General features: G+C 58.5%; 16 protein-coding genes. 3 read left to right on the top strand and 13 right to left on the bottom strand.

Annotated elements, in window-relative coordinates; all coding sequences use genetic code 11:
- Positions 1–4: 4 nt before the first annotated feature.
- From pth to glmU, 4 genes are all read right to left on the bottom strand, one after another.
- Positions 5–586 carry an aminoacyl-tRNA hydrolase gene (gene pth, locus FM101_RS13645; protein ID WP_087000569.1) on the bottom strand — a complete coding sequence of 194 codons (582 nt, stop codon included), beginning with the start codon at positions 584–586 and terminating at the stop codon, positions 5–7.
- 17 nt (positions 587–603) lie between these two features.
- Positions 604–1,224 (bottom strand): 50S ribosomal protein L25/general stress protein Ctc, encoded by a 621-nt coding sequence (locus tag FM101_RS13640; protein ID WP_087000567.1) that lies wholly within the window; start codon positions 1,222–1,224, stop codon positions 604–606.
- 246 nt (positions 1,225–1,470) lie between these two features.
- Positions 1,471–2,451 carry a ribose-phosphate diphosphokinase gene (locus FM101_RS13635; RefSeq protein WP_087000564.1) on the bottom strand — a complete coding sequence of 327 codons (981 nt, stop codon included), beginning with the start codon at positions 2,449–2,451 and terminating at the stop codon, positions 1,471–1,473.
- Between the two features lie 45 nt (positions 2,452–2,496).
- A complete protein-coding gene (glmU, locus tag FM101_RS13630; protein ID WP_087000562.1) occupies positions 2,497–3,963 on the bottom strand; it encodes a bifunctional UDP-N-acetylglucosamine diphosphorylase/glucosamine-1-phosphate N-acetyltransferase GlmU in 1,467 nt (488 codons plus the stop codon).
- Between the two features lie 277 nt (positions 3,964–4,240).
- Between glmU and FM101_RS13625 the strand changes: the two genes are divergently transcribed.
- The gene (locus tag FM101_RS13625; RefSeq protein WP_087000560.1) at positions 4,241–8,836 is read left to right on the top strand and encodes a DUF4082 domain-containing protein; all 4,596 of its coding nucleotides are present in this window, start codon (positions 4,241–4,243) and stop codon (positions 8,834–8,836) included.
- Positions 8,837–8,946: 110 nt separating this feature from the next.
- On the opposite strand, the gene FM101_RS16020 is transcribed toward FM101_RS13625, so the two are convergent.
- Positions 8,947–9,525: a TolB family protein gene (locus FM101_RS16020; protein ID WP_245806703.1), complete on the bottom strand. Its 579-nt coding sequence runs from the start codon at positions 9,523–9,525 to the stop codon at positions 8,947–8,949.
- A 440-nt stretch (positions 9,526–9,965) separates the two neighbouring features.
- The gene (locus FM101_RS13615; RefSeq protein ID WP_087000556.1) at positions 9,966–11,270 is read right to left on the bottom strand and encodes an MFS transporter; all 1,305 of its coding nucleotides are present in this window, start codon (positions 11,268–11,270) and stop codon (positions 9,966–9,968) included.
- 1,050 nt (positions 11,271–12,320) lie between these two features.
- On the opposite strand from FM101_RS13615, the gene FM101_RS13610 reads away from it, so the two are divergent.
- On the top strand, positions 12,321–12,905 hold the full coding sequence (locus FM101_RS13610) for an acyltransferase (protein ID WP_087000554.1): 585 nt from the start codon (positions 12,321–12,323) through the stop codon (positions 12,903–12,905).
- A 114-nt stretch (positions 12,906–13,019) separates the two neighbouring features.
- Complete coding sequence (locus FM101_RS13605) at positions 13,020–15,746, top strand: WecB/TagA/CpsF family glycosyltransferase (RefSeq protein ID WP_087000552.1); 2,727 nt, start codon at positions 13,020–13,022, stop codon at positions 15,744–15,746.
- A gap of 182 nt (positions 15,747–15,928) precedes the next feature.
- On the opposite strand, the gene FM101_RS13600 is transcribed toward FM101_RS13605, so the two are convergent.
- The 7 genes from FM101_RS13600 to FM101_RS13570 form a co-directional block, all read right to left on the bottom strand.
- Positions 15,929–17,869, bottom strand: a complete 1,941-nt coding sequence (locus FM101_RS13600; RefSeq protein ID WP_087000550.1) for an O-antigen ligase family protein — start codon at positions 17,867–17,869, stop codon at positions 15,929–15,931.
- A 37-nt stretch (positions 17,870–17,906) separates the two neighbouring features.
- A complete protein-coding gene (locus FM101_RS13595; protein WP_087000548.1) occupies positions 17,907–18,713 on the bottom strand; it encodes a hypothetical protein in 807 nt (268 codons plus the stop codon).
- Between the two features lie 75 nt (positions 18,714–18,788).
- Positions 18,789–19,664: a glycosyltransferase gene (locus tag FM101_RS13590; RefSeq protein ID WP_087000546.1), complete on the bottom strand. Its 876-nt coding sequence runs from the start codon at positions 19,662–19,664 to the stop codon at positions 18,789–18,791.
- Positions 19,661–20,962, bottom strand: a complete 1,302-nt coding sequence (locus FM101_RS13585; protein ID WP_143269297.1) for a hypothetical protein — start codon at positions 20,960–20,962, stop codon at positions 19,661–19,663. The genes FM101_RS13590 and FM101_RS13585 overlap by 4 nt, the downstream gene beginning before the upstream one ends.
- Positions 20,959–22,101 (bottom strand): glycosyltransferase, encoded by a 1,143-nt coding sequence (locus FM101_RS13580; RefSeq protein ID WP_087000542.1) that lies wholly within the window; start codon positions 22,099–22,101, stop codon positions 20,959–20,961. The genes FM101_RS13585 and FM101_RS13580 overlap by 4 nt, the downstream gene beginning before the upstream one ends.
- A complete protein-coding gene (locus tag FM101_RS13575; protein ID WP_087000540.1) occupies positions 22,098–23,363 on the bottom strand; it encodes a glycosyltransferase in 1,266 nt (421 codons plus the stop codon). Before FM101_RS13575 ends, FM101_RS13580 begins: the two co-directional genes overlap by 4 nt.
- Positions 23,360–24,760 carry an oligosaccharide flippase family protein gene (locus tag FM101_RS13570; RefSeq protein ID WP_087000538.1) on the bottom strand — a complete coding sequence of 467 codons (1,401 nt, stop codon included), beginning with the start codon at positions 24,758–24,760 and terminating at the stop codon, positions 23,360–23,362. Before FM101_RS13570 ends, FM101_RS13575 begins: the two co-directional genes overlap by 4 nt.
- Positions 24,761–24,829 lie beyond the last annotated feature (69 nt).

Genomic DNA, 24,829 nt, shown 5'->3' with positions numbered 1-24,829 from the left:
CTGGCTAGACGCCGTGATGTTTCTGCTGCGCCGCCTGCAGGCCCTCGCGAATGAGTAGTTCCGCGGCATCGGCGGCATCATCGAGCAGGAAGGGCAGTTCCTTGCGTTCGGTGGTGCCGAAATCTCGCAGCACGAAGTCTGCAGTTTCCATCCGTCCGGGAGGCCTGCCGACGCCGACACGGACCCGGTAGTAGTCCTTGGTCGACAAGGCCTTCGAGATATCGCGGAGTCCGTTATGGCCGCCTTCTCCCCCACCGAGCTTCATTTTAATGGTGTTGAAGGGAATATCGATTTCGTCATGAATCGCAATAATGTGCTCTGGATCCACATCGAAGAACCGGGCCAGGCCGGCGACCGGGCCACCCGAGAGGTTCATGTACGTCATCGGTTGGGCCAGAATCAGACGGGGACCGCCGATACCCAGGCGCCCTTCGAGGACCTGGGCGTTGGCCTTGTGCGCTTTGAAGGAGCCGCCCAGACGGGTCCCCATCTCGCTGAGGACCATTTGGCCCACGTTATGCCTATTACGGGCGTAGCCGGGCCCGGGGTTTCCGAGCCCGGCTACGATCCAGGTGTTGCTTGCCATCAGAGCAGGTGGTTTCCCTACTCTGCAGACTCGGCGTCAGCCGGAGCGGCAGCCTCGGTGGCCTCACCCTCTTCTTCTTCGTCGCCGAGATCCTGGACCTTCGGCTCATCGATGGTGGCGATGACGGTGTCTTCTTCGATCAGCAAGGTGACGCCCTTCGGCAGCACCAGATCGGAGGCCAGCACGTGGTTGCCGATTTCGCGGCCTTCGACGCTGACGGTGACCTGCTCGGGCAGGTTGGTGGCGTCGGCCTCAACGTAAACGGTGTAGGCATCGACCTCCAGGACGGCGCCCGGAGCAACTTCACCCTCGAGGTTGATGGAGACGTCAACGTTGACCTTCTCGCCCTTCTTCACGGTCAGCAGGTCGAGGTGATCGACGGTCTGGCGCAGCGGGTGGCGCTGGATGTCCTTGGCCAGCGCCAAGTGGGTCTTGCCCTCGACGTCGATGGTCAGCAGGGCGTTGGAGTAACGCACCGCCAGCGTGGTCTCCTGGTTCGGCAGCAGAACGTGCAGCGGCTCGGCACCGTGCCCGTAGATCACTGCGGGGATCTTGTAATCGCGGCGGGCCTTGCGGGCAGCACCCTTGCCAAAATCGGTGCGGATCTCTGCTGGCAGAACGACTTTGTCGTGAGTCATGGAATATCTCCTGGGATGATGGGGCTCTTGCGGTCTGTCCAGGCATTTCGGGGTCCGGACACCGAGCGAAGCCGATCCCGCAGGATGGACGCCGAGGGCGTTGGGCCTTGTCGATCACGGAAGCCACCGGACGAACATCCGGCAGTTCCCTCGCCTGGGCACTGCGCACTAGTCTAGCAGCACGAAACGGGGCCGGTTTCCACTCGAAAGTGGAAACCGGCCCCGCCCCGTCGTCGTCGGTTGTTTTTAGGCGTTGCCGTCGAACAAGCTCGTGACCGATCCGTCTTCGAAGACCTCCTTGATCGCGCGGGCGATCAGCGGGGCAATCGACAGGACGGTGAGCTGGGCGAAACGCTTCGAATTCGGGATCGGCAGCGTATTGGTCACCACGACCTCACGGGCCCCCGATTCGGAGAGCCGCTGGGCTGCCGGATCGGAGAGCACTGCGTGGGTGGCAGCGATGATGACATCCTTGGCGCCGGCATCCATGAGCACGCGCACGGCACCCGAGATGGTGCCACCGGTGTCGATCATGTCGTCGATCAGTACGCAGGTACGGCCCTTGACCTGTCCGACGACGGTCTTGGAGATCGCCTGGTTCGGAACCGTCAGATCACGTGACTTGTGCACGAAGGCCAACGGTGCCCCGCCCAGTCGTTCGGCCCACTGTTCGGCGACCCGGACGCGGCCGGTATCCGGGGAGACGACGGTGACGTTGTCGACCTCGATGCGGGTGCGGATGTAATCGGCGAGCAACGGGATGGCGAAGAGGTGGTCAACCGGTCCGTCGAAGAAGCCCTGGATCTGCGCGGTGTGCAGGTCCACGCTCATCACACGGTCAGCACCGGCGGTCCGGTAGAGGTCGGCGACCAGGCGGGCCGAGATCGGCTCGCGGCCGCGACCCTTCTTATCCTGACGCGCGTAGGGGTAGAACGGCGAGACCACGGTGATGCGGCGAGCGGAGGCGCGCTTCATCGAATCAATCATGATCAGCTGTTCCATCAACCAGTTGTTCAGCGGTGCCGGATGGGCTTGGATGACGAAAACGTCCTTGCCACGCACGCTCTCACCGGAGCGGACGTAGATCTCACCGTTGGCGAAGTCATAGGCAGATAAGGGCAGCAGTTCGGTATCGAGGGCCGAGGCTATCTCTTCGGCCAGCTCCGGGTGTGCACGGCCGGCGGCCAACACCAGCTTGTTGTCGACGTTGTGGCGCAGTTCGCTCATGTGTTCACTTTCTGACTCGGGAGGTTTTCGTGCTGTCTGGTGGGTTCAGTCGGTGGCAGGAAGTGGGTTGGCATCGGTGGTGCGGCTGGCGTGCGCAGCTGCCTCTGCGGCGGCACTCCCGGGACGCTTGGCCTCGGTCCAGCCTTCTTTGTTTTGTTGCGGGGCCACGGACAGGGCCAAGGCCCCGGCCGGAACGTCTTTGCGCACGATGGCCCCGGCGCCGGTGTAGGCGCCATCGCCGATGCTCACGGGCGCAATGAACACGGTGTTGGAACTGGTGCGCACATGCGAGCCGATCACGGTGCGGTGCTTATTGACGCCATCGTAGTTGGCGGTGATGTTGCCGCAACCGATGTTGCTGTATTCGCCAATCTCCGCGTCCCCCGCGTAGCCCAGGTGGGAGAGCTTGGAACCACGGCCGACCGTGACATTCTTCGTTTCGTAAAAGGCCCCGATCTTGCCGGCTTCGCCCAGGTCCGTGCCCGGGCGCAAGTAGGCGAAGGGCCCCACCGAGGCGCCGGCTGCGATGACCGATGACGTCACGTCGCTGCGCTTGACGACGGCGTTCTGGCCCACTTGGGTGTCGGTCAGTGTGGAATCCGGTCCGATGACACTTCCGGTACCGACTGCCGTGGACCCGTGGAGCTGGGTGCCGGGCTTAATGGTCACGTCCGGGGACAGCGCGACCGAGGCGTCGACCCAGGTAGTCTGCGGATCGATGACCGTCACACCGGCCCGCATCCACTGCTCGAGGATGCGCCGGTTCATTTCCTTGCCCAGCGAAGACAGCTGGGCCCGATCATTGGCCCCTTCGACCTGCCACCGGTCCGAGGTGACCACGGCAGCAACGCGTCCGCCGTCGTTGCGGGCGATACCCAACACGTCGGTCAGATACATTTCGCCCTGCGCGTTGTCGGTGGTGACACTGGCCAGTGCGTTGCGCAGGACCTCGGCATCGAAGGCATAGATCCCGGAGTTGACCTCGTTGATGGCCAGCTGTTCTGCCGTGGCGTCCTTATGCTCGACGATCCCCTCCACGGTGCCGTCGGCGGAACGCACGATGCGGCCGTAGCCGGTCGCGTCAGAAAGTTCAGCGGTCAGAACGGTCACGGCATTACGCTCGCTCTCGTGCGCGGCGACGAGGCTACCGATGAGCTCGGTCGTCAACAAGGGGACGTCGCCGTAGGTCACCACCACGGTGCCCGTGAGGTCGCCAGGAAGCTGGTCGAGACCGACCTGGACAGCACGTCCCGTTCCCGGGATCTCGTCCTGATCGGCGATAGTGATGGCCGGTTCGATATCGAGCAGGTGCTTGACGACGATTTCTCGTTCGAAGCGGACGACAGCTACCAGGCGTTCGGGCTGCAACCCCTGGGCCGCGGCGATCGCATGTTCGACGAGAGAACGTCCGGCAATCTCATGCAGGATCTTCGGTTTCGCGGATTTCATTCGGGTTCCGGCCCCTGCTGCGAGGACGATGACGGCGGCCGGTGTGGTGGCTTCCACGCTCAAGTTCTGAACTCCCTGCGATGTTGGCGTCTGCGGACCCGGAGTCCGGGCCAGCCCAGTCTACCGCTTCGCCCGGAGCCTGCAGCGCCCGCCCCGGCAGGATCGCTGGATCATGCGCTCTGTTTCAGGTCGCCATACTCGTTAATTGCTTGCTTTGTGCGTTTTCCCTATCCGACGTCTCAGGCCAAACCTACTCTGAGAGCTAAGGACCCCGCGCCGACGGGGCAGGCTGCGCCCGCACACTGGGGGCGCGCCCGAATCATCCAATGCGAGGGGCATCATGGCCAACGGGCGGGGACAAGCAGTATCGGGCCGTCGACCCACGTGGTGGAAGCGGCGGGTCGAAATTGTCGCCCTTTCCATCGCCGTGCTCTTTGTTCCCGGAGTGGTTCCGGTTTCTGCGGCCGCTGACCCATGTGCCCCCGATCAGAATAAGATCGTCTGCGAGAACTCGAAGCCGGGCACTCCGTGGCAAGAATGGGAGATCGACGGCGCGGGAGACTCATCCATCCAAGGGTTCGCCACGGACATCAGTGTCAATGTCGGCAAGACCATCGAATTCAAGATCGACACAGACGCTTCTGACTACACGATCGATATCTATCGCACCGGCTGGTACCAGGGACTGGGCGCTCGTAAGATCGCGTCCGTCTCGCCCAGCGCTAGTCTGCCCCAGAACCAGCCCGAATGTCTCTCCGATGTCAGCACCGAACTAACTGACTGTGGGACGTGGGCCGTTTCAGCATCTTGGGCCGTGCCGGCCGACGCGGTCTCGGGCGTCTACTTGGCGAAACTGACGCGCAAGGACAACGGGGACGACAGCCACATTACGTTCATCGTCCGAGACGAATCCAGCCACTCAGATGTCCTTTTCCAGACGTCGGATCCTACCTGGCACGCTTACAACACGTATGGAGGGTCTGACTTCTATTCCGGTGGGGACAACGGACGCGCCTACAAAATCAGCTATAACCGTCCATTCGCCACCCGCGCAGGTATTGAAGCGCGTGACTTCTATTTCGGCGCTGAATACCCCATGGTGCGGTTCTTGGAACGCAACGGTTATGACGTGAGCTATTTCTCCGGCGTCGATACGGACCGGTTGGGGTCCTTACTGACCAATCACCAGACGTTCTTGTCCGTGGGCCACGATGAATATTGGTCTGGCGGCCAACGCAAAAACGTCGAAGCCGCCCGCGACGCCGGGGTGAACCTCCAGTTCCTCTCTGGCAATGAAGTCTATTGGCGCACCCGTTATGAACCGTCTTCGACCGGCGGCAACGACTACCGAACTCTGACCAGCTACAAGGAAACGTGGTCCAACTCGAAAATTGACCCTTCCGATGAATGGACAGGAACCTGGCGCGACCCGCGCTTTGCCTCCACCGATGACGGAGCAGGATTGCCGGAGAACGGCCTGACCGGTACTGCATATGTGGTGAATAATGGGGACCTGCCGGTGACTGTGAACGACGAGGAAGGGAAATTGCGACTCTGGCGCAACACATCCCTGTCGGCGCTGCCTCCAGGAACTAAACAGAAATTGGCCCCACACACCGTTGGCTATGAGTCAGACGAGCCTCTGGAAAATGGATTCAGACCCCCGGGGCTGATCAACTTATCGACGACGACGGGCGAAGTGTCCGAATACCTTCAAGACTTCGGAAACGTTGTTGCTGCTGGCGAAACCACACACCATGTGACGCTCTACAAAGCTTCGAGTGGGGCCCTAGTCTTTTCGGCTGGAAGCATCCAGTGGACGTGGGGACTCGACGAATGGCACGACGGCGATGGAGCTCCCGCGGACGCGCAAATGCAACAAGCAGAAGTAAATCTCCTCGCTGATATGGGCGCACAGCCCCAAACACTCATGGACGGGTTGGCAACCTCTTCAGCCTCGACTGATAAAACTGCACCAACGGTAAACGTCACCTCCGCTCCGGAGGGAGTGGTCAAAAATGGAGACGAGATTACGGTCTCCGGGACGGCCAGTGATGCCGGCGGACGTGTCGCCGGGGTCGAATACTCCACTGACGGTGGAACCTCTTGGCGGGCCGCGCAGGGAACAACCGCCTGGACCTTCAACACCATCCAACATGGTGTCGGTAACGAAGAACTTCTCGTGCGGGGCATCGACGATTCGGCCAACTACCCCCCCGAAGCAGCCGCAATTCCTCTGAACGTCAAGGGGCCCTACACCGTATTCGGCAACGCGAAGCCCGAATCCATAGATTCCGGAGACGGCAGTTCAACAGAACTCGGGCTACGGTTCTCGCCGACAGCCGACGGCTATATCTCGGGTGTCCGGTTCTATAAGAGCAAAGCCAATACCGGAACTCACACAGGGACTCTCTGGTCCCTAACCGGCGAAGCTCTCGCCACCGCTGACTTTCAGGATGAAACCAACGAAGGTTGGCAGAGCCTCGCCTTCGATACCCCGGTGGCCGTCACGGCTGGCACCGAATACATTGTTTCTTACTCCGCGCCAAAGGGTCATTATTCCGCAGATCTACAATATTTTGCCTACCGCGGGACTGACGCAGCACCGCTGAAAGTTGAGGGCGGGTTCAATGCCCCTTCGGCCGGCGTCTACAAGACAGATCCGGGGTTCCCTGTCAGTTCTTACGAAAAGACCAACTACTTCGTCGACCCCGTCTTCGAGACCACGGCTGATATCCCGCTGAGCGCGGGCGTCCAGGAACCTGCCGACACAGCCGTTAGCGTACCGACCACAGCACCAATCGGGGTCACTCTTTCGAAACCAGTCGTCCCTTCAAGCGTCATCATCAAAATGCTCGACGCCGATGAGAAGGCCGTTTCCGGCCAGACTACGTACGACCCCGAGACTCGGCGCGCCACATTTAACCCGACTTCGGAAATGAACGAGGGAACCACCTATTCGGTCTCCGTTATGGCCGAGGACTCCGCTGGCAACGCTGTTGAAGAGGGCGCCAACTGGTCCTTCCGGACAGTCTTGCCAACAACCGATCCGACGGTTTGCCCCTGTGGACTCTTCTCAGACTCCACGGCACCGACGATTCCCGTCATAAAGGACGGGACCCCAGTTACGCTGGGCACGCGATTCTCTGCGGACGTTGACGGCAAACTGACTGGTTTGGAGTTCTACCGCAGCCCTGGCGAGACTGGACCGCATCAGGGATGGCTCTACTCCACGACCGGCACCGTCTTGGGAACGGTCACCTTCAAGGACGATTCTGTTTCGGGTTGGCAATATGCCAAGTTTGATACCCCCGTGGATGTCTCTGCCGGTACCGAATATGTCGCGGCCTACCGGAGCAATGGAACGTACGCAGCCACACCCGGCGCGTTCTCAAATGACACGACGAGTGGTCCTTTGCGGACGAGCTTCGCGGCTGGCCACTACGGCTACGACACTGGTTTCCCTGGCTCTCAGGTGACATCGAGCTATTTGGTGGACGTTAGGTTCGTCCAGGACGCGCCACCGATTTCCGTGAGCTCTCGCTCCCCAGAGGCGGGCGCGAATGATGTCGATCCCACCGCCGACATCAAGGCGACATTCACCGAAGCACTCAAGACCGGTGCCAGTCTCGCCGTCTCCACATCAGTAGGTGACGTCGATGGTTCCACTAAGGTCTCCGCAAACGGCAAGACACTGACCTTCACGGCTGACGCCCCACTTCCTTCAGGGACTGTTGTCACGGTAACCCCCACCGATATCTCCGGGGTGGAAACTGGAGAGGCACAGATCAACGCTTGGTCCTTCCGCACGACAGGTACGGGAGCGGCACTTGAATCGTTCCAAGAGAACGAAGAGCCGACTCAACTCGACCCGCAAGATGGATCGGCCGTGGAATTGGGTATGCGGATGAAGGCCACGCAGGACGTGGAGTTGCATGCCGTTCGCTACTACAAAGGTCCGATGGCATCAGGAAAGCACACCGGGACAGTCTGGGATGAGTCAGGGACGAAATTAGCGACGGTGACCTTCTCCAGCGAAACGTCATCGGGCTGGCAGACTGCCTACCTCGACCAGCCCGTGGAGATCGCCGCTAACGAGGTCTTCACCGTTTCATACCATGCGCCAACTGGTGGATACGTCTTCAGCCCGTCGGCGTTCTCCCACGGTCAGTCGAAGGGATCCTTAAGTCTCGTCGGTTCCAACGGGGTCTTTGTTTACGGTTCCGGAAGTGCCTTACCTACCGATTCCTGGAACGACACCAACTACTTCGTTGACGTACTTTACTCCGTCCCTGATCTGCTAACAGAGAGCCCAGGGTCCTCCCCGACGGCGGCCCCCACCTCGGCGACGGCCACCCCCGACCCGTCGCCTTCGGCGTCCCCGACAGCGTCTACTTCCCCGACGCCGTCGCCATCACCGAGCGGTTCTTCAACTCAAGCACCGGAATTCCCCGCGGGAGTCTCTTGGCTCATGGACCATACAGCGAACCCATCCGATGTCGCCTACTCGGATGAATCCCGCTCGGTCGAACTTGGGTTGGAGTTCACCACGAGTGAGGCCATCACTGTCTACGGGGTCGGATTCGACAAATCCACCGACGGCGGTGAGCCCCTTCCAGGATATCTCTACGACGACGCCGGAGTTCTCATGGGAACTGCCACTTTCACGGGTCACACCGGCAGCGGATGGCAAGAAGTCACCTTCGACGAGCCGATCCCGCTGGGCCCCGGGACTTACACCGTGAGTTATTTCACTCCGCATGGTGGATATGCGTGGGCCGAGAACACAGATTTCGCGAAGATAAAGTCCGGTCCGGTCTCAGCGACGTCCACGAATGGACGATACCGTTATTCGGACAAGGGCGGAAACAAGCCGGTTTCGACCTACAGATCCTCAAACTACTTCGTCGATGTTGCCTTCACCATAGGGAACTGATGCCAGGCCCCCATCGGTCGCCCAACGTGTTTCGTTGCGGCCAGTTTCGGAGCATCCCACTTGCTCTCCGAATGAAGTCAGCCTCATCGCCGTGACGGACTTTCGACCGTTCAGCGTTCGACAGATGGTGACCACGCGTGCTCGATAAACAACTGCGGCTGTGAATCAGTATGGATGTCAATACTGTAGACATCGCTATCCCCTACAGCGTCTTCACGCGGCAGGCCGAAAAGCAGCGTCTCATCGTCCAACCATTCGACTTGATCGTCCAGCCCTTTTTCCAAGGGCAGAAGAGTCTCCTTTTTCGACGAGAGGTCTAGAACGGCGATATCCCAATGGACAGCGCCAGCACCTGCTTTGCGCTTCTTATAGGCAACGCGCCGACCGTCCGGTGAGATCGAAGGGCATTCCGCGTTTTCCGTGATGGAGTCCAGTCTTTTGTCCGTGAAGTCCCCGGACATCAGCCAGGTCTTTCCACCGGAAGCCACCGTCGCGTAGAAATCGCCATCTCTGGCAAACGTCACTCCCCACACGTTACGGTCGATTGCCGTGAGTTCACGCCCATCGACCATCATCGTGAAGTTCTCGAGATTGCCAAAGTCCCGTCCGTCTGGGGAAGTGACCGTGGTTTCGGTGGAAAAAGAATTCGTGGCATACGAATGCCCGGTGACGAACGCCGTAGTGGCCACTAGTCCGTCATCAGAGACCCTGGTCCGGCTCGGAATACCTGGAAGGGGCTGAGTCTCTACCGTTTGCCCACTCGCGTCCAGAACCCGGGTCTCGAAGGTGGTGGGGATCCCCCGCACCGTTCGCATGCATGACAAGAGACCCTCGGCTGCGTCGACGCGATCGCACGCGATGGTCCCTAAACCTCTCGGTCCCGAGGGATCCGCAAGCGGGACCGCGGCGACCATTCCATACCCTGTACCTGAAGCTGTGTTCCGGAAAACTATGCGATGTTCTGCCGGAAGTTCATCAGTGACCGATGCCGCTGAAACTCCGGTGTGCCGCTCCTGGTACCGATGATAGGCCTGTACGGCAAAAACGGTCGCTCCTCCCAAGGACAAAACCGCAATCAACCCTAGGGCTGCCCAGCGCACACGTGCCGAAGTCCACCAGTTGCGACGACTCATGCGTCAACGTCCAGTGGGACTGCACTGCGTCGCCCGGCAAGGAAGTACCAGGCGATGGGAACCAGGAAGGCAAGAACCACTGCCGCGCCCACCATCGTCGGCACGGCTCCGAACAGTATCCAAAGAGCCCCGAAACCCGTCGAGGCAATCAAGCGTGTGACCGCAACGACCGTCTGTGCAGCAGCGATACCTGTCGCGGTCGCTCCTCTAGGTGAAAGCTGTCCGGCGAGGGCAGCAAGGACACCGTCCGTGGCTGCATAGAAGGTCCCGAGAAGTATCAGGCAGAGAGCTACGGCAGGAAAGGTACCGCCGAGACCAGCAACGAGGTAGGCACCTGCCAACGCGAGATGCCCCAGAACGAAGACTCCCGCTCTAGACGTCCGGTCGGCAACCCTGCCCAGCGGGATGGCCAAAGTGAGAAAAACTGCGTTGGATCCGACAAACAGCAACGGAAACCACAACGTCTCCAGACGCCCATGTTGCATCAAAGCCAAGTACACGAACCCGTCACCGACGGTGAGCAGTCCCAGAACACCGGCAGCCAGAAGGACATACCGCAACGGGCCTCGAAGCAGCGTCCGAAGCCGTGGACGGTTCTTGGGAAAAGCCTGGACGGCAGCGGTTTCTCGGGAAGCCTCTTTTTCGGGCGAGGCCGATTGATGCAGACGACGGTTCGGAACAATGAGTCCGAGCACAGCCACACCGAGGACGGCCGCGGCAAGGGAAACTACGAAGACAACCCGGTAGCCATCGGGAACGATTAAGAGCACGACGAAGGCCAGAAGGGGGCCCACGGTGGCCCCAATGGTGTCCAGCATGCGGTGCAGACCAAATGATCTGGCCAGGTGCTCCGGTTGGGAGGCTTGCTGGATCATGGCATCACGAGGGGCCGTTCTGATGCCTTTGCCAATCCGATCGGCCCCGACGATCGCCGTGATGCCGGCGAAGCCCTGGACAAATAACAGGCCCACCCGGGCGATCATGGAGAAGACGTACCCGCCTAGGGCTATCGGTTTGGGGTGGTTGCTACGGTCTGCCGTATACCCGGCAGCGATCCTGACCACTGCGCTCATCCCTTGGTGAAGGCCTTCGAGAAAACCGTAGGCAACCATGGACAGCCCCAGGGCGCCGGTGATGTAGAGCGGAAGTACTGCCGCAACTGATTCGGAGGAGATATCGGTCAGCATGCTGACGATCCCCAGCGCGATGACTGTCGGCGAGGCTTTGAACGCAACGCGTGCGGCACCGCTCCCTGCGGCTGCATCGCGTCGAGCTGTCCAGTCGGAGAGGCTCAGGTACATACTCAGCCACCCACAGTAAATGCGCCGGCTACAACGAAGGCGGTCTGCCCCGTCGGTAACTTCCTCGTGGTCACTACCACCGAATCACCCTTATACCCCCCCTGTAGCGCAGACTCCCCGGCCTGCGGAGAACTGGGAGTACTGGCCCAGCCCTTAGCCGCAAAATCCTCAGCGTAGAAAGCGATGACTTTCGACGGTGAAGTTTTGGTGCGGCCTTCAAAGGAGACGAGAACCCGTTTGCCCTGCGCGGATACGGCAGATGAAGTAATCGCTGTCCCTTTAGGATGCGGAACCGCCTTTATCGGAAACCCGGATGTCAGTTTCCCCGTGGACTCACCCGTCGGGGGTTTTGAAGCCAGCGCACGATTCTGGTCTTTAGACTTCGGAAGGCTCGTCCGTGCACTGGGAGCCTCCGTGGGCATCTCCAAACCAGCTGCTTTCGAAGCGGGAGGTTGCGGGTTCCAGCTGGGTCGAGTCCCAGTCGCTGCTGGATGCCGGGGAGAACTTGATCCCGGATGACGTCTGCTAGTAGACGCCGACGCATCTGTTTTCACGGGTCCCGTTCGACGGGCACTGGCCAGTGAGGATTTTTCGACTTGAGATTCCGGTATTTTTCCGTTTGGCGTGGATGTTTCCGCCTCGCGAGACGAAACATCCGAGCCAGCCGTCGGAGTCTTCCCGCCAATCAAACCGGTGTCCAATGACCACGCCAATCCGGCTACGAGCACTGCTGCGGCAAAGACAGCCACGATCCAGTATTTCGTTTTCATGCACTCCCCCAGCGTCACTGCCGGCACGGCCGATGACGCGCCTGCTTAGCATCATGCTAGGCCAGCGGTACGAACTTGGAGAAGGGTAAATCGCACGTGCCCAACACGTGGATTACTTGCCAGCAACAACCCCGCTACTCGATATTCACGCGCTTCGTCACGAGCGTGTTGAAGCCCCCAGAAGGTAGACATACGGTGAGCATAATAAGGCCTTTTGCTAATGCAGCGAAGGCTCAAGGGGGCATGTCCATTCAAGGACATCTAGGGGGCGGGGAAGTTCATGACTCGTTTTGAAAGCAGTGCTGACGTTTCGCCGACGGCAAGCATCGGCGCCGACACCTTCGTCTGGCATCTGGCCCAGATTCGCGAAGGTGCTGTCCTCGGCGCGGGATGCAACATCGGCCGTGGGGCATACATCGGCCCCGAAGTCGAGCTCGGAGCCAATTGCAAGATCCAGAATTACGCCTTGGTCTATGAGCCAGCAAGGCTGGCTGACGGCGTCTTCATTGGCCCTGCAGCGGTACTAACGAATGACTTGTTTCCCCGTGCTATCAACGTCGATGGAAGTCTCAAAGGACAAAACGATTGGGAATCCGTCGGCGTAGTCGTCGGCCGAGGGGCTGCCATCGGTGCACGCGCGGTCTGTATTGCTCCACTACGAATTGGAGCATGGGCCATGATTGCCGCCGGCGCCGTCGTCACGAAGGACGTTCCCGATTATTCGCTGGTCGTTGGTGTCCCCGCTCATCACGCAGGATGGGTCGGCGAAGCAGGTCAGCCACTTGGCCAGGACGGAGACTATTGGGTTTGCCCGTCCACCGGACAGCGTTATCAGGAAATATCCGGGCGCCTGAAACCCGTCTAATCGTTCATCTGTCCCTCTACCGCCGAGAGAGCCGACACCCAAACCACGGATCGTCGACGGCTCAGTGACCGTTTACCGCTAGTACTCACCATCTGAATTCACAAGGTTGGGAACATGTCTTCCAAACAACAACGTATCAACCTCGCGGGCATCGTCGTCGATTTGGTCGATCAGCCCCTTGCGATCCAGCAAATCATTGACCGGACACACGCCACCACATCCCCGGTAACAGCGGATGCTGAACCCCCCTTGTCGGTCGTGTCAGCAAACCTAGACCACATTGCCCAATTCGGTCGTGGTGGACGTTGGCAGGAAACTCTGGGCGATTCGCTACGTCCAACAATCCAACCGATAGCTTTGGACGCAGAGTCCGCACAAGGTGGTGAACCCATGGAGTGGCTGACGCTCCTTGACGGGGCACCGTTGGTGGCGCAAGCAACTAAGCTGACGGGCCGGAGTTGGCCCCGGTTGGCCGGTAGTGACCTGATTGGCCCCTTACTTGATGAAGCTCAGCGGTCTGGTGCAACGGTCGGTTTTTTGGGGGGCTCGTATCTCATTCAGCGTCTGCTGTCTCGTCAGCTAACCAGGGGACGCCCCGACCTCGTCATTGCTGGCATGTGGTCCCCCGACCGTGCAGACCTGGCAGACCACAAGAAATCGTTGGATCTGGCCCGAACTATCCGGGAGTCAGGAGCCCAGCTACTGATCGTCGGACTGGGGAAACCCCGCCAAGAACTTTGGATGGCAAAGTATGGAAATGCAACGGGGGCTGGAGTCCTCCTTGCCTTCGGCGCCGTCGTCGACTTCCTCGCGGGAGCCATCCAACGTGCCCCTGACTGGGCCAGTGAACACGGCTTGGAATGGGCGTGGAGGCTCGCATTGGAACCGCGACGTCTGGCTCGCCGATATCTCGTGGATGATCCGCCTAGTCTGCTCCAGCTGAGACGCGATAGTTCCACGATCTCCCCAGCGGCCACCCCCGCCAACTCGAGTCTCACGCTCAGCCGTGACGACTTGGCCTCTGGAGAGCCCGACGGCTCATTCGTACCCGTGGGCGCTCCAGCCGATGTGGTGGTTTACATCGTGACGTATAACAGTGAATCGTCGCTCGCTCCTCTCATGACGAGTCTTCGTCGGGAAGCCAAAACCCTCCGGCTCCGCGTGATCGTCGCCGACAACGACTCCGCCGACGGAACCCTCCACGAACTCCGGTCCTACCCCGATGCGTACACCCTGTCCACGGGTGGCAACCTTGGCTATGCGAGCGGCATCAACGCTGCCCATCGCGTCTCCGGGGATACTCGTGCCGTACTTGTGCTAAATCCCGATCTCGAGGTGATGCCTGGGTCGATTACCGCGTTACACCGGAGATTGGTCGCCACGGGGGCGGGACTCGTGGTTCCGAAACTGTTGGAAACCGATGGTTCCATTTATGAATCGCTCCGTCGCGAACCAACCGTCACCACTGCCTTCGGTGACGCACTTTTCGGCGCCAAGTGGCCCACCCGTCCGGGCTGGCTCGCTGAAACCGATTATGCGAGCGAAACGTACCAGCACGCCCATAGAATCGACTGGGCCTCCGGCGCCGCTCTCATGGTGCGGTCTGATCTCGCCAAACGACTTGGTGACTGGGACGAGCGTTTCTTCCTCTACTCGGAGGAAGTCGACTACTTCCGACGGGCTCGGGAGACTGGCGAGACGGCTTGGTACGAACCAGCTTCCACGATGGTCCACCACGGTGGTGGTTCAGGGACTTCGGCGAGTCTCAACGCATTATTAGCCGTGAACCGCGTGAGGTATGTCCGCAAATACCACGACGCACGGTATGCACGGTGGTTCCGTAATGGTGTGGCGCTCACCGAACTTTTGCGCCTCTACAAGCCAACTAGACTGGAGATCTTCCGGACGATCATGGACGAAGCAAGCTGGGGATCTTTACCAGGCCCCACACCTGCCGAGCGCCTCCTGCACGTTCTCGATGGTTTTCCCAGAGGTACCATCATCATCCCTGCTCACAACGAAGCAGCTGTCATCGGCCGCACCTTGAGAAGCCTCCAACCGGTAGTCGATACCGGAAACATCGAAGTCATTGTCGCCTGCAACGGCTGCACTGACAATTCGGCAGAAATAGCCCGCGGGTTCTTTGGAGTCACCGTTCTCGAGGTAGGCACAGCGTCTAAAACGGCCGCTCTCAATGAGGCAGATGCGATTGCTTCCTTTTGGCCAAGGCTCTACCTCGATGCGGATATCCCCATCAGTCCCACCACGCTGCGACTTGTATTAGAACGTCTCAAGAGGGGCGATGTCCTCGCCGCACGGCCGGCCTATCGTTATGACGACTCCGGCGCTTCCTGGACGGTCAAGTCTTTCTACCGGGCTCGACGGCGGTTGCCATCGACCGATGAAGCACTCTGGGGTGCCGGTGCCTACGGCCTCACAAAGAGCGGTCATGCCCGGTTCGGCATTTTTCCCTCCCTGACGGCAGACGACCTGTTCATAGATCAACAGTTCGAGCATTCAGAGAAGGCCATCATGTACACGCCACCCGTTGCAGTTTCCACGCCACGGACCAGTTCATCGCTTCTGGCCATCCTCAGACGCAATTACCGTGGCCAAGCAGAAATGTTAAGCTCCAGAGCCACGGGCGGTGTTCAAGCCACCGCTCCTTACTCGACCACGCGTCGAACTGTTCGCGAACTGGTGGGAGCAATTCACGGCCCCATGAGTGCTTTCGACGCCTTGATATACGCGGGTTACGTGGCCGCTGCCCGACTGTATCGTCTCGGTGGTAAACGGACCGCATCCACCATATGGGAGCGCGACACCAGCAGCAGACAGTAATCCAGGAGAGGCAGAGTCACTTTCCGATGCTGTCTTGCCCAATGAAGTCCCAGCCTCGAGGTCGATTGCGACGGTGCGTATAAATCTGCATCAGCCATTTATTCGCCCTTGCTGCTTCAGTCCCCATTTTGACTGTCCAAATAACCGGAAAACCCTCCGGCGCCCATCGGTGCAGAACGCCTTTACCTCTGCGACTCGCGGCGGCGGGCGACAGCCTGAATGGCCCGATCCAGATAGATGGCGGAGGCGAAAGCCAATCCGAGGCCAAGAGTTGCGATACCAACTAAGGCATATTTCGTCCGAACACCGATGTAACTGATATCGACCGTTCCCGGCCTCTGGTTGGTTGAGATTTGTGCGCTCTCCCAAATCCCGAGAGCTTCCTGTTGGGTAGTTGCCAATTTTTGAAGTTCGCCGGAGACCTCGGCCGCAGTTTTCAGGACCGCCTCGGGACTACTGCGCACGATCTCGACGACGACGCTGGGCTTGTTGAAATTCGATTGCCACTGGCCCCCAGAATTTGGCAGGTAAACAGCCGTCGCGTCACGTATTCCGGTCCCGTACAGCGGCGCGGTTGTTGGAATCACCACGGGATTCGGGTGGGTTCCCTCGTAGATTCGCTGAACGACTGCGGCAAAGTTTACTGTAGTCGAACCTTCAGTCCGCAGGGCATTATTTTTAGTCGCAGCGGCTGGAGCCTCGAAACCCATCTCAAACTTCGTGTAGTAGACACCCTTGACCTCCATTGATGCGATTACAGCTGGAACAGTCAATAAAAGGACTGCGACGACGACGTACCAACGACGACGAAGAACAGCTACGACGTGCTGGAATCCTGCTGTTGCCAAGAACAGACGTCCTCTGATCAGAGGCTTCCCTGCTTCTGCCTCACGGAAGCTCTTCACATTCCAATATGCCCCGCAGAGTCCAAGCATCATCATCAGCATGCCAACTGCTTGCGGGAAATGAAACGCGTCAAAAAATGCGCACAACAGCGCCCCGGCAAGAACCCCACCAGCCAGTGCTGGGCCAAGATCGCCAAGTAACTGGTCGGAACGGCTATGGCGGAGAAAAGTCGACATAGTCCCCACAAGCACCAGTGCTAGAAAGGAAAGAGTTCCAACGAGCCCTACTTCGATCAAGAGGCCGAAGTATTGATTGTCAAAAATTCGGTACATGGGGCTCATCGTGCCGAGTCCTCTGCCAAAGCTCGGCTCCAGGGACAAGTACCCAAAGGCCACGTCGATACTGGATGTACGGGAGTCGACGCTCGGATCCGATCCGGAAAACATGCCGAAGATGGTTCCGCCGAGACCCGGGACGAAGAAGTACAGGATTCCAATTCCTGCTACTCCGGCCGCCGCTATCTTCATCCGTAGCCGACGTTCCCATGTCGGAAAAAGTACGATCAGGCCCGCGGCAATGCCCAGGAGTGCAGACCTAGTAACCGAGACAAATGCCGCGAGGAACATGACACCCGCGGGCAAGAAACGAAGTAGAAAACCACGTGACGTATCCCGAATCGCGAGAGTAAGCGCCACAGGAAGCAACATCGCTAGAACGGCCGCGTATTCAAGTGGATGCCTCGCGGTGGACTCAGAGCGGATAAAACCACCACGCACATCGACGCCGCCCAGACCTGTGGAGGTCAGGCCAGGTATCTGGAAGGATTCCATGAAGTCCACGCTGCTGAAAAATTGAAGGACACCGACGAGGGCATAGAGGCCTCCCATGATGGCAAGGCGTTTCAAGAGAGCGAGGAATCTTCCCCGGTCTTGGACACCATCATTGGCGACAAGAATGACTCCGGCGTATGACGCCACATTGACCAGAGTCATCGTGGAACCATTGCCATCCACGTAAGGCAGTGGCATGAGCGCTGCCAAGACATAGCTAGTCATAACGCAAACAAGGAAGAAGACGAGCGCAGTTCTCACTGGCTGTAGTCGACGGACGGAGTGCGGGCTGGCGTTCTGCAGGTTATGCCATGCCCACCACAAGAGCATTCCGAGCCCAAATATCGTCGATGGTGCCCCGGCGCCCCCCAAAGCGGCGATGCTCTGGTCTGACGGGATGGCCAGCAACAAGAAGGCGTAGAACGTCAGAACCGAGGTCGCATCCATGTAAGTACGTATGGAGCTCGACCGTCTGGGGGTAGCGTCAACTGCGGTTTTCACTACGCGACATCACTGATTTTTTATCCGACGATTGTTGAGTCGAATCGGTATCGGACGGGACAACTTCGGGCGCATTTTTCAGCGCTTTTCGAGGCCTCTCCGCCTTGCCTGCAGCAACATCGCTGCTGGACTCATCCGACGCCGGGTACCTCTTGGGGACAGTCGTCGACGCGGGCCCTTTTCTCCGACGCTCTCTGCGACGAATAAGCAGACCGTCGGCTAGACCGGTCAGTAGGACCGTTCCGCCGACACCTAATGCACCGACGACTGCGGTCAGCTGTATCTGCTTCTTTCTCACGACAGTTGGCTTCTCGTCGGTAGACAAGGTAAGCATCGTGATTACAGATGAGTCCGGGACCTTGAGCTGGTCCTGCAGATCAGTCAGTGTCTTGGGGACTGTCTTCTGCATTTCTCGAAGCAGCCCCATTGTCGCTGTCTGGTCTGGTCCGGTCACCGAGACCACCAAAATCGGCCCGGATGTTGCGTCGTCCTGGGTAACTGCCACCTCCGAGCCTTCGTACCGTTCAACAAGTGGGCCAGCGATCTCGGGGGCAGTGACCTTAACTTGCAATACGCCGAGCGCTTGGTCAAGGCCACCAAGGTATAGGAAAGGGTTATCCCCCTTAGTCACTGCAACTTGAGGAGGAACCAATACCATGCTGGCCTTGGCCTCATAGGTAGGCGTCACTGTATCAAATACTGCATAGACAGCAACGGCTGTTAACATCAGGCCGATGAGGAGCAGATACCACCGTCGCAGACAACTCATGATCAGATCACGAACGAACATTGCCTACCCCCATCGCCAATGCGCCAGCAAGTTCGCTGACGTTCCTCGAACTTCCCAGTATCCCCTTGATGTCAATCATTGCGGTTGATTTCGGTTTCCCCGCGCCACAGCAAGCTTCAGACGGTCGAGACCGTTCTTACCGCCCAGGCGCATGATAATGCCTTTCGCGCCGTCACGGAGAAAGTCACGTGCCCTGCGAATCGGCGCTGCCACGAACCGGTCGAAGAGCAACTCTCCAGCGCCAGGAATCTCTACTCCTTGCAAGACTTGCCCAAAAGCATCAGCGAACCCCGCGGGACTCACCCGACGTCCCCGGATTCGGTTGCTGACGTTCCCCTCATGCACCATCTGGAGCCAGCCCGGTTCACCGGGAATCTGCGTTGTCGGCATATGCCGGTCCAAACGGTTATGCCAATCGAACCAACATGTCGAAGGTTCCTCCCACGATTCGCTAACAGTGCAGAAAGCATTCGTGGGATCAAGTCTCAGAAACAGCCTCCGCCCTTGTTGGATAAGCCCATAGCTGACGTAGAATGCCCTCCTCTCTGGTCCCAGAACTGCCGCCTGAAGACGAGCTACGAAATCCTTAGAAATCGCGTCATCGTTGTCTAGGTTTGTCGTCATTAGGATTTCTGTTCGCCGGCCGGCCACCTCTTCGACGTCTTGTACTAGCTGAGCGTGCGGTACGCTTTGCCTGAACAAAGGCACGAACGTGCCATCTGAGCTGAGCTCAGCGATACGGGCTCTCAGCCATTTTGGGCTCTCAGCATCAAAGTAAATGATCCAGTGGAAGTTGCGCTCGGATTGGTCTTTTACCGACGGCAGACAATATCGTTCAAAAAGGGCTTGCCGATCACGCAGCCAGCCGTCTTTGGCCCGGATGAGGCTCTCCACGCCGGGTGTCGGAAGGTTGAAGCGCGTCAGTAGGACATGCGAAATTTCCAAACTCATATTCTCACCTTGTATATGTGGTAGTTGGATTCCGAAGCAAAATCGTCGGTCATGCGACCGTTCGCTCCAAACTCAACACTCCGGTTTTCGAACATCACCTTGGCAGTGGTCCCCGAAATTCCCTCGGGCCATTCAAAGGCGCGTTCACCGGCAGGCGACTGCCCATCGGTCATAGCAAAGAGGTACGCATACCCATCGTGAATTTTGAGCATCGTCGATAGACCTTTACCAAAGGAATATTCCAGAGACTGCGTGTTGATTACCGGCGCCAAAGAGTGGATCTGCCCATTCACCTTCTGAACTGACGAAACCTGTTTCTGGCCACAAAATTCGGGAACCACCTGGGCTGATCGGAAAACGTTGCTCGACTTGCACGGTCCGGCAAAGCTCTGGTTGAAATATACGATTCCCCGGGCCTCGTTGATAACTGAGGCCATCACAGCCCCCGCCAATTGATCAGCATCGACGTACTGGTCGAAATTCGTTTCCTGGTCAGCCCCTGTCATGTTTTCTACGAATTGCCAGAGTGGCTGGAGCTCCCCATCAGCCGCGTCTCGTTGACGCAGGGCCTGCATAGTCTTGCCATAGCTCGAAGACGATCGGCACCATTCTTGTGTCACCGGGACCGCGGAGACGTCCCGATACGGCTTCGCCGAACAATGCGGAATGGTGTACCAATATTTATCCACAGAAACGACATCGGTGAAATTGTTTATGTAACTGGTCGAGACCGAAGCGTCCAAATCGTTTTCCAAGACCATGTAAGTGAAATTCGCATACGAGAACAAACCTTCGGGCGCCTCGGCCTTTCGCTCGGCAAGGTGTTTCTTTCCTTCTTTGGGAGAAAAACGCCCGTCGACTTCATCGTCGAGGAAATGACCGACCCAACTCTTGGTTTTGCTGGTAAAGGTTTTGTTGAGCGCCCCCCCGATCCAGTACATATCGTGATCATCAAGGAGTTGTGAGTCCAACGTATCGGGCATTCCAACGTATGTATTGATTCCCAGCTTCTTATCAAAAAGAATCTCTGAATCATCCGACGCTGAGTCATACCAAGCGACAATGGGAAAGAACGAGGGGTCAGACCACCCTGCTTGATCGGCCTTCTCGAACTGTTTCCAATATTCCGACCCGCCTTCCCACGGCACCAATGGGAGTCCCAATTCCCCGGTTTCAGTACTGAGATCCGCCAAAGGATCCGTCGGCTCGGCCGCTGTACAGGAAGTCAAAAGTGCTACCCCTAGACACATGGTGAATAGGGCAGGTCCTGTTGCTCGCCATCGCTTTGTCGAGCTCATGTTATTTCCTTTTCTGCACGGATCAGGCCTAGGAGCTGCTCCGCCCTAGCATCCCAAGTATGTCGCCGCGCGAAGGAACGACGTTCGTTTCGCGTTTGGAAGTCAGCGGGGGTGGCGTGGGCACATGCAACTTGGTCAACGAAATCTCGGTGTGTCGAACCGACAGAGATCAAAGAACTATTGAGCCAATGCACGGCGGGCAAATCGGTCGAAACCACAGCTAGCCCGGCCGCCAAATAATCCATGGTCTTCAACGGAAAGCTAGCCCGGTTGAATTCGTTGTCGGCATATGGGGTGATGCCTACGGCCAACTTTTGCAGACGGATCCGGAGAGCATCTTCCGACATCTCACCCATCCAAGTGACATTCTCGGCGTGAAGGAAACGGTCCAAACGCTCGACCGTCTCAGACTGACGCTCCCTTCGTGGGCCGATAACCTCTATCGGAAGACCACTAGCTGCAAGTTCGTCTAGCAAATCCATGTCAAGTCGCTCATTCAGCTGGCCGATGAGACCAATGCCGGAAGCCGAGTGTTCTCGCGTATTTTCCAGGGTCGGCTCCGGGACCCCGCACCCGTTGGGGAGCACCACGGGCGTCACCCGTTCGCGCGTCCTCGGCAGATTCCCTACGAGGTAAGGAGTAACAACCGTGACCGAGTCCGCGCGCTGGATGTTCTGACGCAAAGTTCGAACGACTTGGGCACGTGTCAGCCCCATCATCTGGGCGCCCGCCGGCCAATCGTCGGTGACATGTAGAACTCGGTGTCCAGTATTATTTCGTGGAAAGACATCTCGTGGGGACAACAGCACGGTTGCCAGCGGTGCCGTTTTCTGTGATCTGGTCACGGATCGAATGGCTCGATGAACCAGAGCACTGGCGATGTTGCGCATCAGTGGTTTGGTGAACGCTGGCGGTACGGCCACCCGCAAACGAACTAATCCTGCTTGGATGGGATCAACAGAATAGCCAGGAATGACCGCAGGGTGTCCTCCTGACGCCGAGCCTATGATCGGGACGGGTGGATCTACCCATAACACGCGTACTTTTTTAGAAAGTGCCTCGGCCATCCGATGGTCGGTCCCACGGGTGTCGTCCCATCGGCTGCCGGCCAAAACCACAATCCAGTCAGCGCTTTTCATGGCTTCACTTCATTTCTTACGTCATCCTTCGAATGCCGCAGTATGGGCTGCGCGTTGAAATCGTCTGCCGTGGCCCTACCGCGCCATCTGGAAATTAACCGAGATGTTTTGTATGCGCCGAATCGAGCAGCCGAGGCAAGGTTCTCCCCCCATTTATCCCCTGTTGTTGATCCTCTGCGGATTGCATTTTCGTAGAAATCGATTTGGTTCGTCGCGGCGGCATCGAGGGAAAATCTGCTTTGTAGCGTCGCCAAGGCAAAGTTTCCCAGTTCTGTTCTACGCGCGCCATCACGCAATAACGGTTCAAGTTCTGAACGGAGTTGGCTGACACCGTGGACGGCGCCCGAGCCAACCCCATACCAGCCCTGCCACAAAAACTCGTGGAGAGTTTCCGGCATTAATGTCTTCCAAAAACCTTCTTCACCTTGGACAATAAGTGGCTTCGCAAAAGCCATTCCCCGCAACGCGGAGCCGCCCATGCCGAGGACCACGTCGGCAACAGCGTATGCGCAGCGTGGATCCTGTAACTCCCCAGTGAGCACCACGCGCCGCTCTCCTACCGACTGATTGACGGCATTTGCGCGGAGTCTCACTTCGGGTTCGGCAGGCCCCGAGCCGGCGATTAGCAGTTGGACCCTCGTAGTGCCTGATACTTCTGCCACTGCGCTCATGGCCGCCAGGATGCCCTCAAGTTTCATCTCATGCGCCAACCTGGAGACGATCACTATCGTCTGGTAGTCGCGACGCAATCCCCAGTCAGTCACGAATTGTTCTACGGGAAGCTCGATCTGGGGACTATTCAATCTTGTATCGACAGGAGGTTCCATCAATGCCACCGTTGACCGTCCGAAAGACCGCTCTGCCTCCGCTATTTGTTCCGTTCCAACCATCAGGGGCAGCCCCTTAGGCAGGAAAGGAGCCACCGACATGGAAAGAACCGTTGAGACTGCGGTCGCCCGACTTCCGTGACAGGCCATCAAGGCTTCGAGCGACGGTGGCCATTCGTAGCCGTGGATGGCATCAATTTTACGTTCAGAGATCAGTCTTCTGACCTCTCTCACCGTACGTGGGCTGGGCCGACGACCCGGCGCCGCAAGCTCGATGAACTCGATTCCTAACTCGGCGATTCGAGTTTCAAGCTGTCCGGGAGAACCAATGATGGCAATTGAATGACCACGTTCTTGAACCGCAGCCGCGATCTCGACTGCGTTGAGCTGGCTTCCCCCGATAGACAGGTCGTGTGGGTAGACGAGGATTTTCACGCGATCGCCGCCGCTGCTTCAGCCCGGACAATGCCTCGGATGGCGAGTACGTCGCCTCGTCGCAAATAGACGAGCACAGCCATACCCGTCAGTGCGGCCACTCCACCCAAAGTTAGCGCCCAGAAGACGTGATGCACGTTAGTAGCGGCCAGCCAGGCAAGGCAGCCAACAGCGACTCCGGCAAGGCCAGGAAGCCACAGTTTTCCGAGAACGTCGGTGATGCCGATACCGGCACCGCGCAATTGCCACAGATACATGGGCAGGAGGACAAGAAACGAGACAGCTGCCTGTGCAGCGGCAATACCCACCAGTCCACCCCATATGGAGCCTCCGACCAACGCAGGAATCAACACTAGGAGCCCAACAATTTGAATCATCAAAACCTTGCCGGTGCGTCCAATAACCACAATGTAGTCATATGCCAATTCGCAAAAGACCTTGGCCAGCGCAGAAATGACCAGCCAGCTCAGGGCCGCCGCAGCTGGGAGCCAAATATCGCCATAAACGAACCTGACCAAAGGCACCGACGCTCCGGCCAACGCGGAAAAGGCGGGGATCGTCGCACACCCCAGAACGCTGAACAGGCCGAGAATGGCTGCGCGTAGTCTAATCGGATCACCTTGTATGGCAGCGAAGGCTGCCGGCGCGACGCGGCGCAGTGGCTGAGAGACAATGCTGACCGGCCAGCTCGAAAGATTGAAAGCCAGAACGTAGTATCCCAATGCCACCGTTCCAATGAGTGAGCCGGCGATCAGTTGATCCGAGTAGCCGATCGTAAAAACGATAATGCTGGATCCTGCCAGAGGGAGCCCAAAGTTCAGAAGTGGCTTGACCTTCTCCCGGCGCCAGCCCAGACGGTAAGGCAAGGGTGAAGCCCGGATGAAGAGCAAGGCCGAAATAACACTTCCGAGCACGCGACCAATCGCTAACGCCATAGCGCCCATACCCATCAGAGCCAACGCCACTGAAACAATGGCACCGACCCAGACATTCACTTGATCGATGCCCATCCGGGTTTTCTCCAGGAAGGCACGCTGCAACAGTGCAGCAGGACTGGCGACGGCCCCGTTGACCAACACGCTCATGATCAGGAGCCGAACAACCCCGGTCGCTTCCGGGTCGCCCATGGCCGAGGTGAAGGCCGGCGCGGCAAACCAGCTAACCGCGCAGAACAGCGCACTTCCAACGAGAGAAATGGTATTAACTGTCGGCGCGATCAAGGCAGGATCGCCAGGCCACCTAACGATGGCAAGGCTGACGCCCAGTTCGTTGAAACTGAGCACCGCCATGAGTGCCACCAAGGCAATTGCAAATGTTCCAAACTGCTCTGGGCCCAGAACCCGCGCCAGGATTATCCCGATGCCTAACGTTCCTAAGCGTGAAACGAGCGTATTCATCAAACTCCAAGCAAATGCGCCACTGGCACTCGAAGGACTCGGTCCCCTGCTCTTGAAGCGGTCCGCGCG

The sequence above is a fragment of the Arthrobacter rhombi genome (genome assembly GCF_900163545.1).
Classification (GTDB): domain Bacteria; phylum Actinomycetota; class Actinomycetes; order Actinomycetales; family Micrococcaceae; genus Arthrobacter_H; species Arthrobacter_H rhombi_A.
This window is presented reverse-complemented; position numbering and strand designations above follow the sequence as displayed.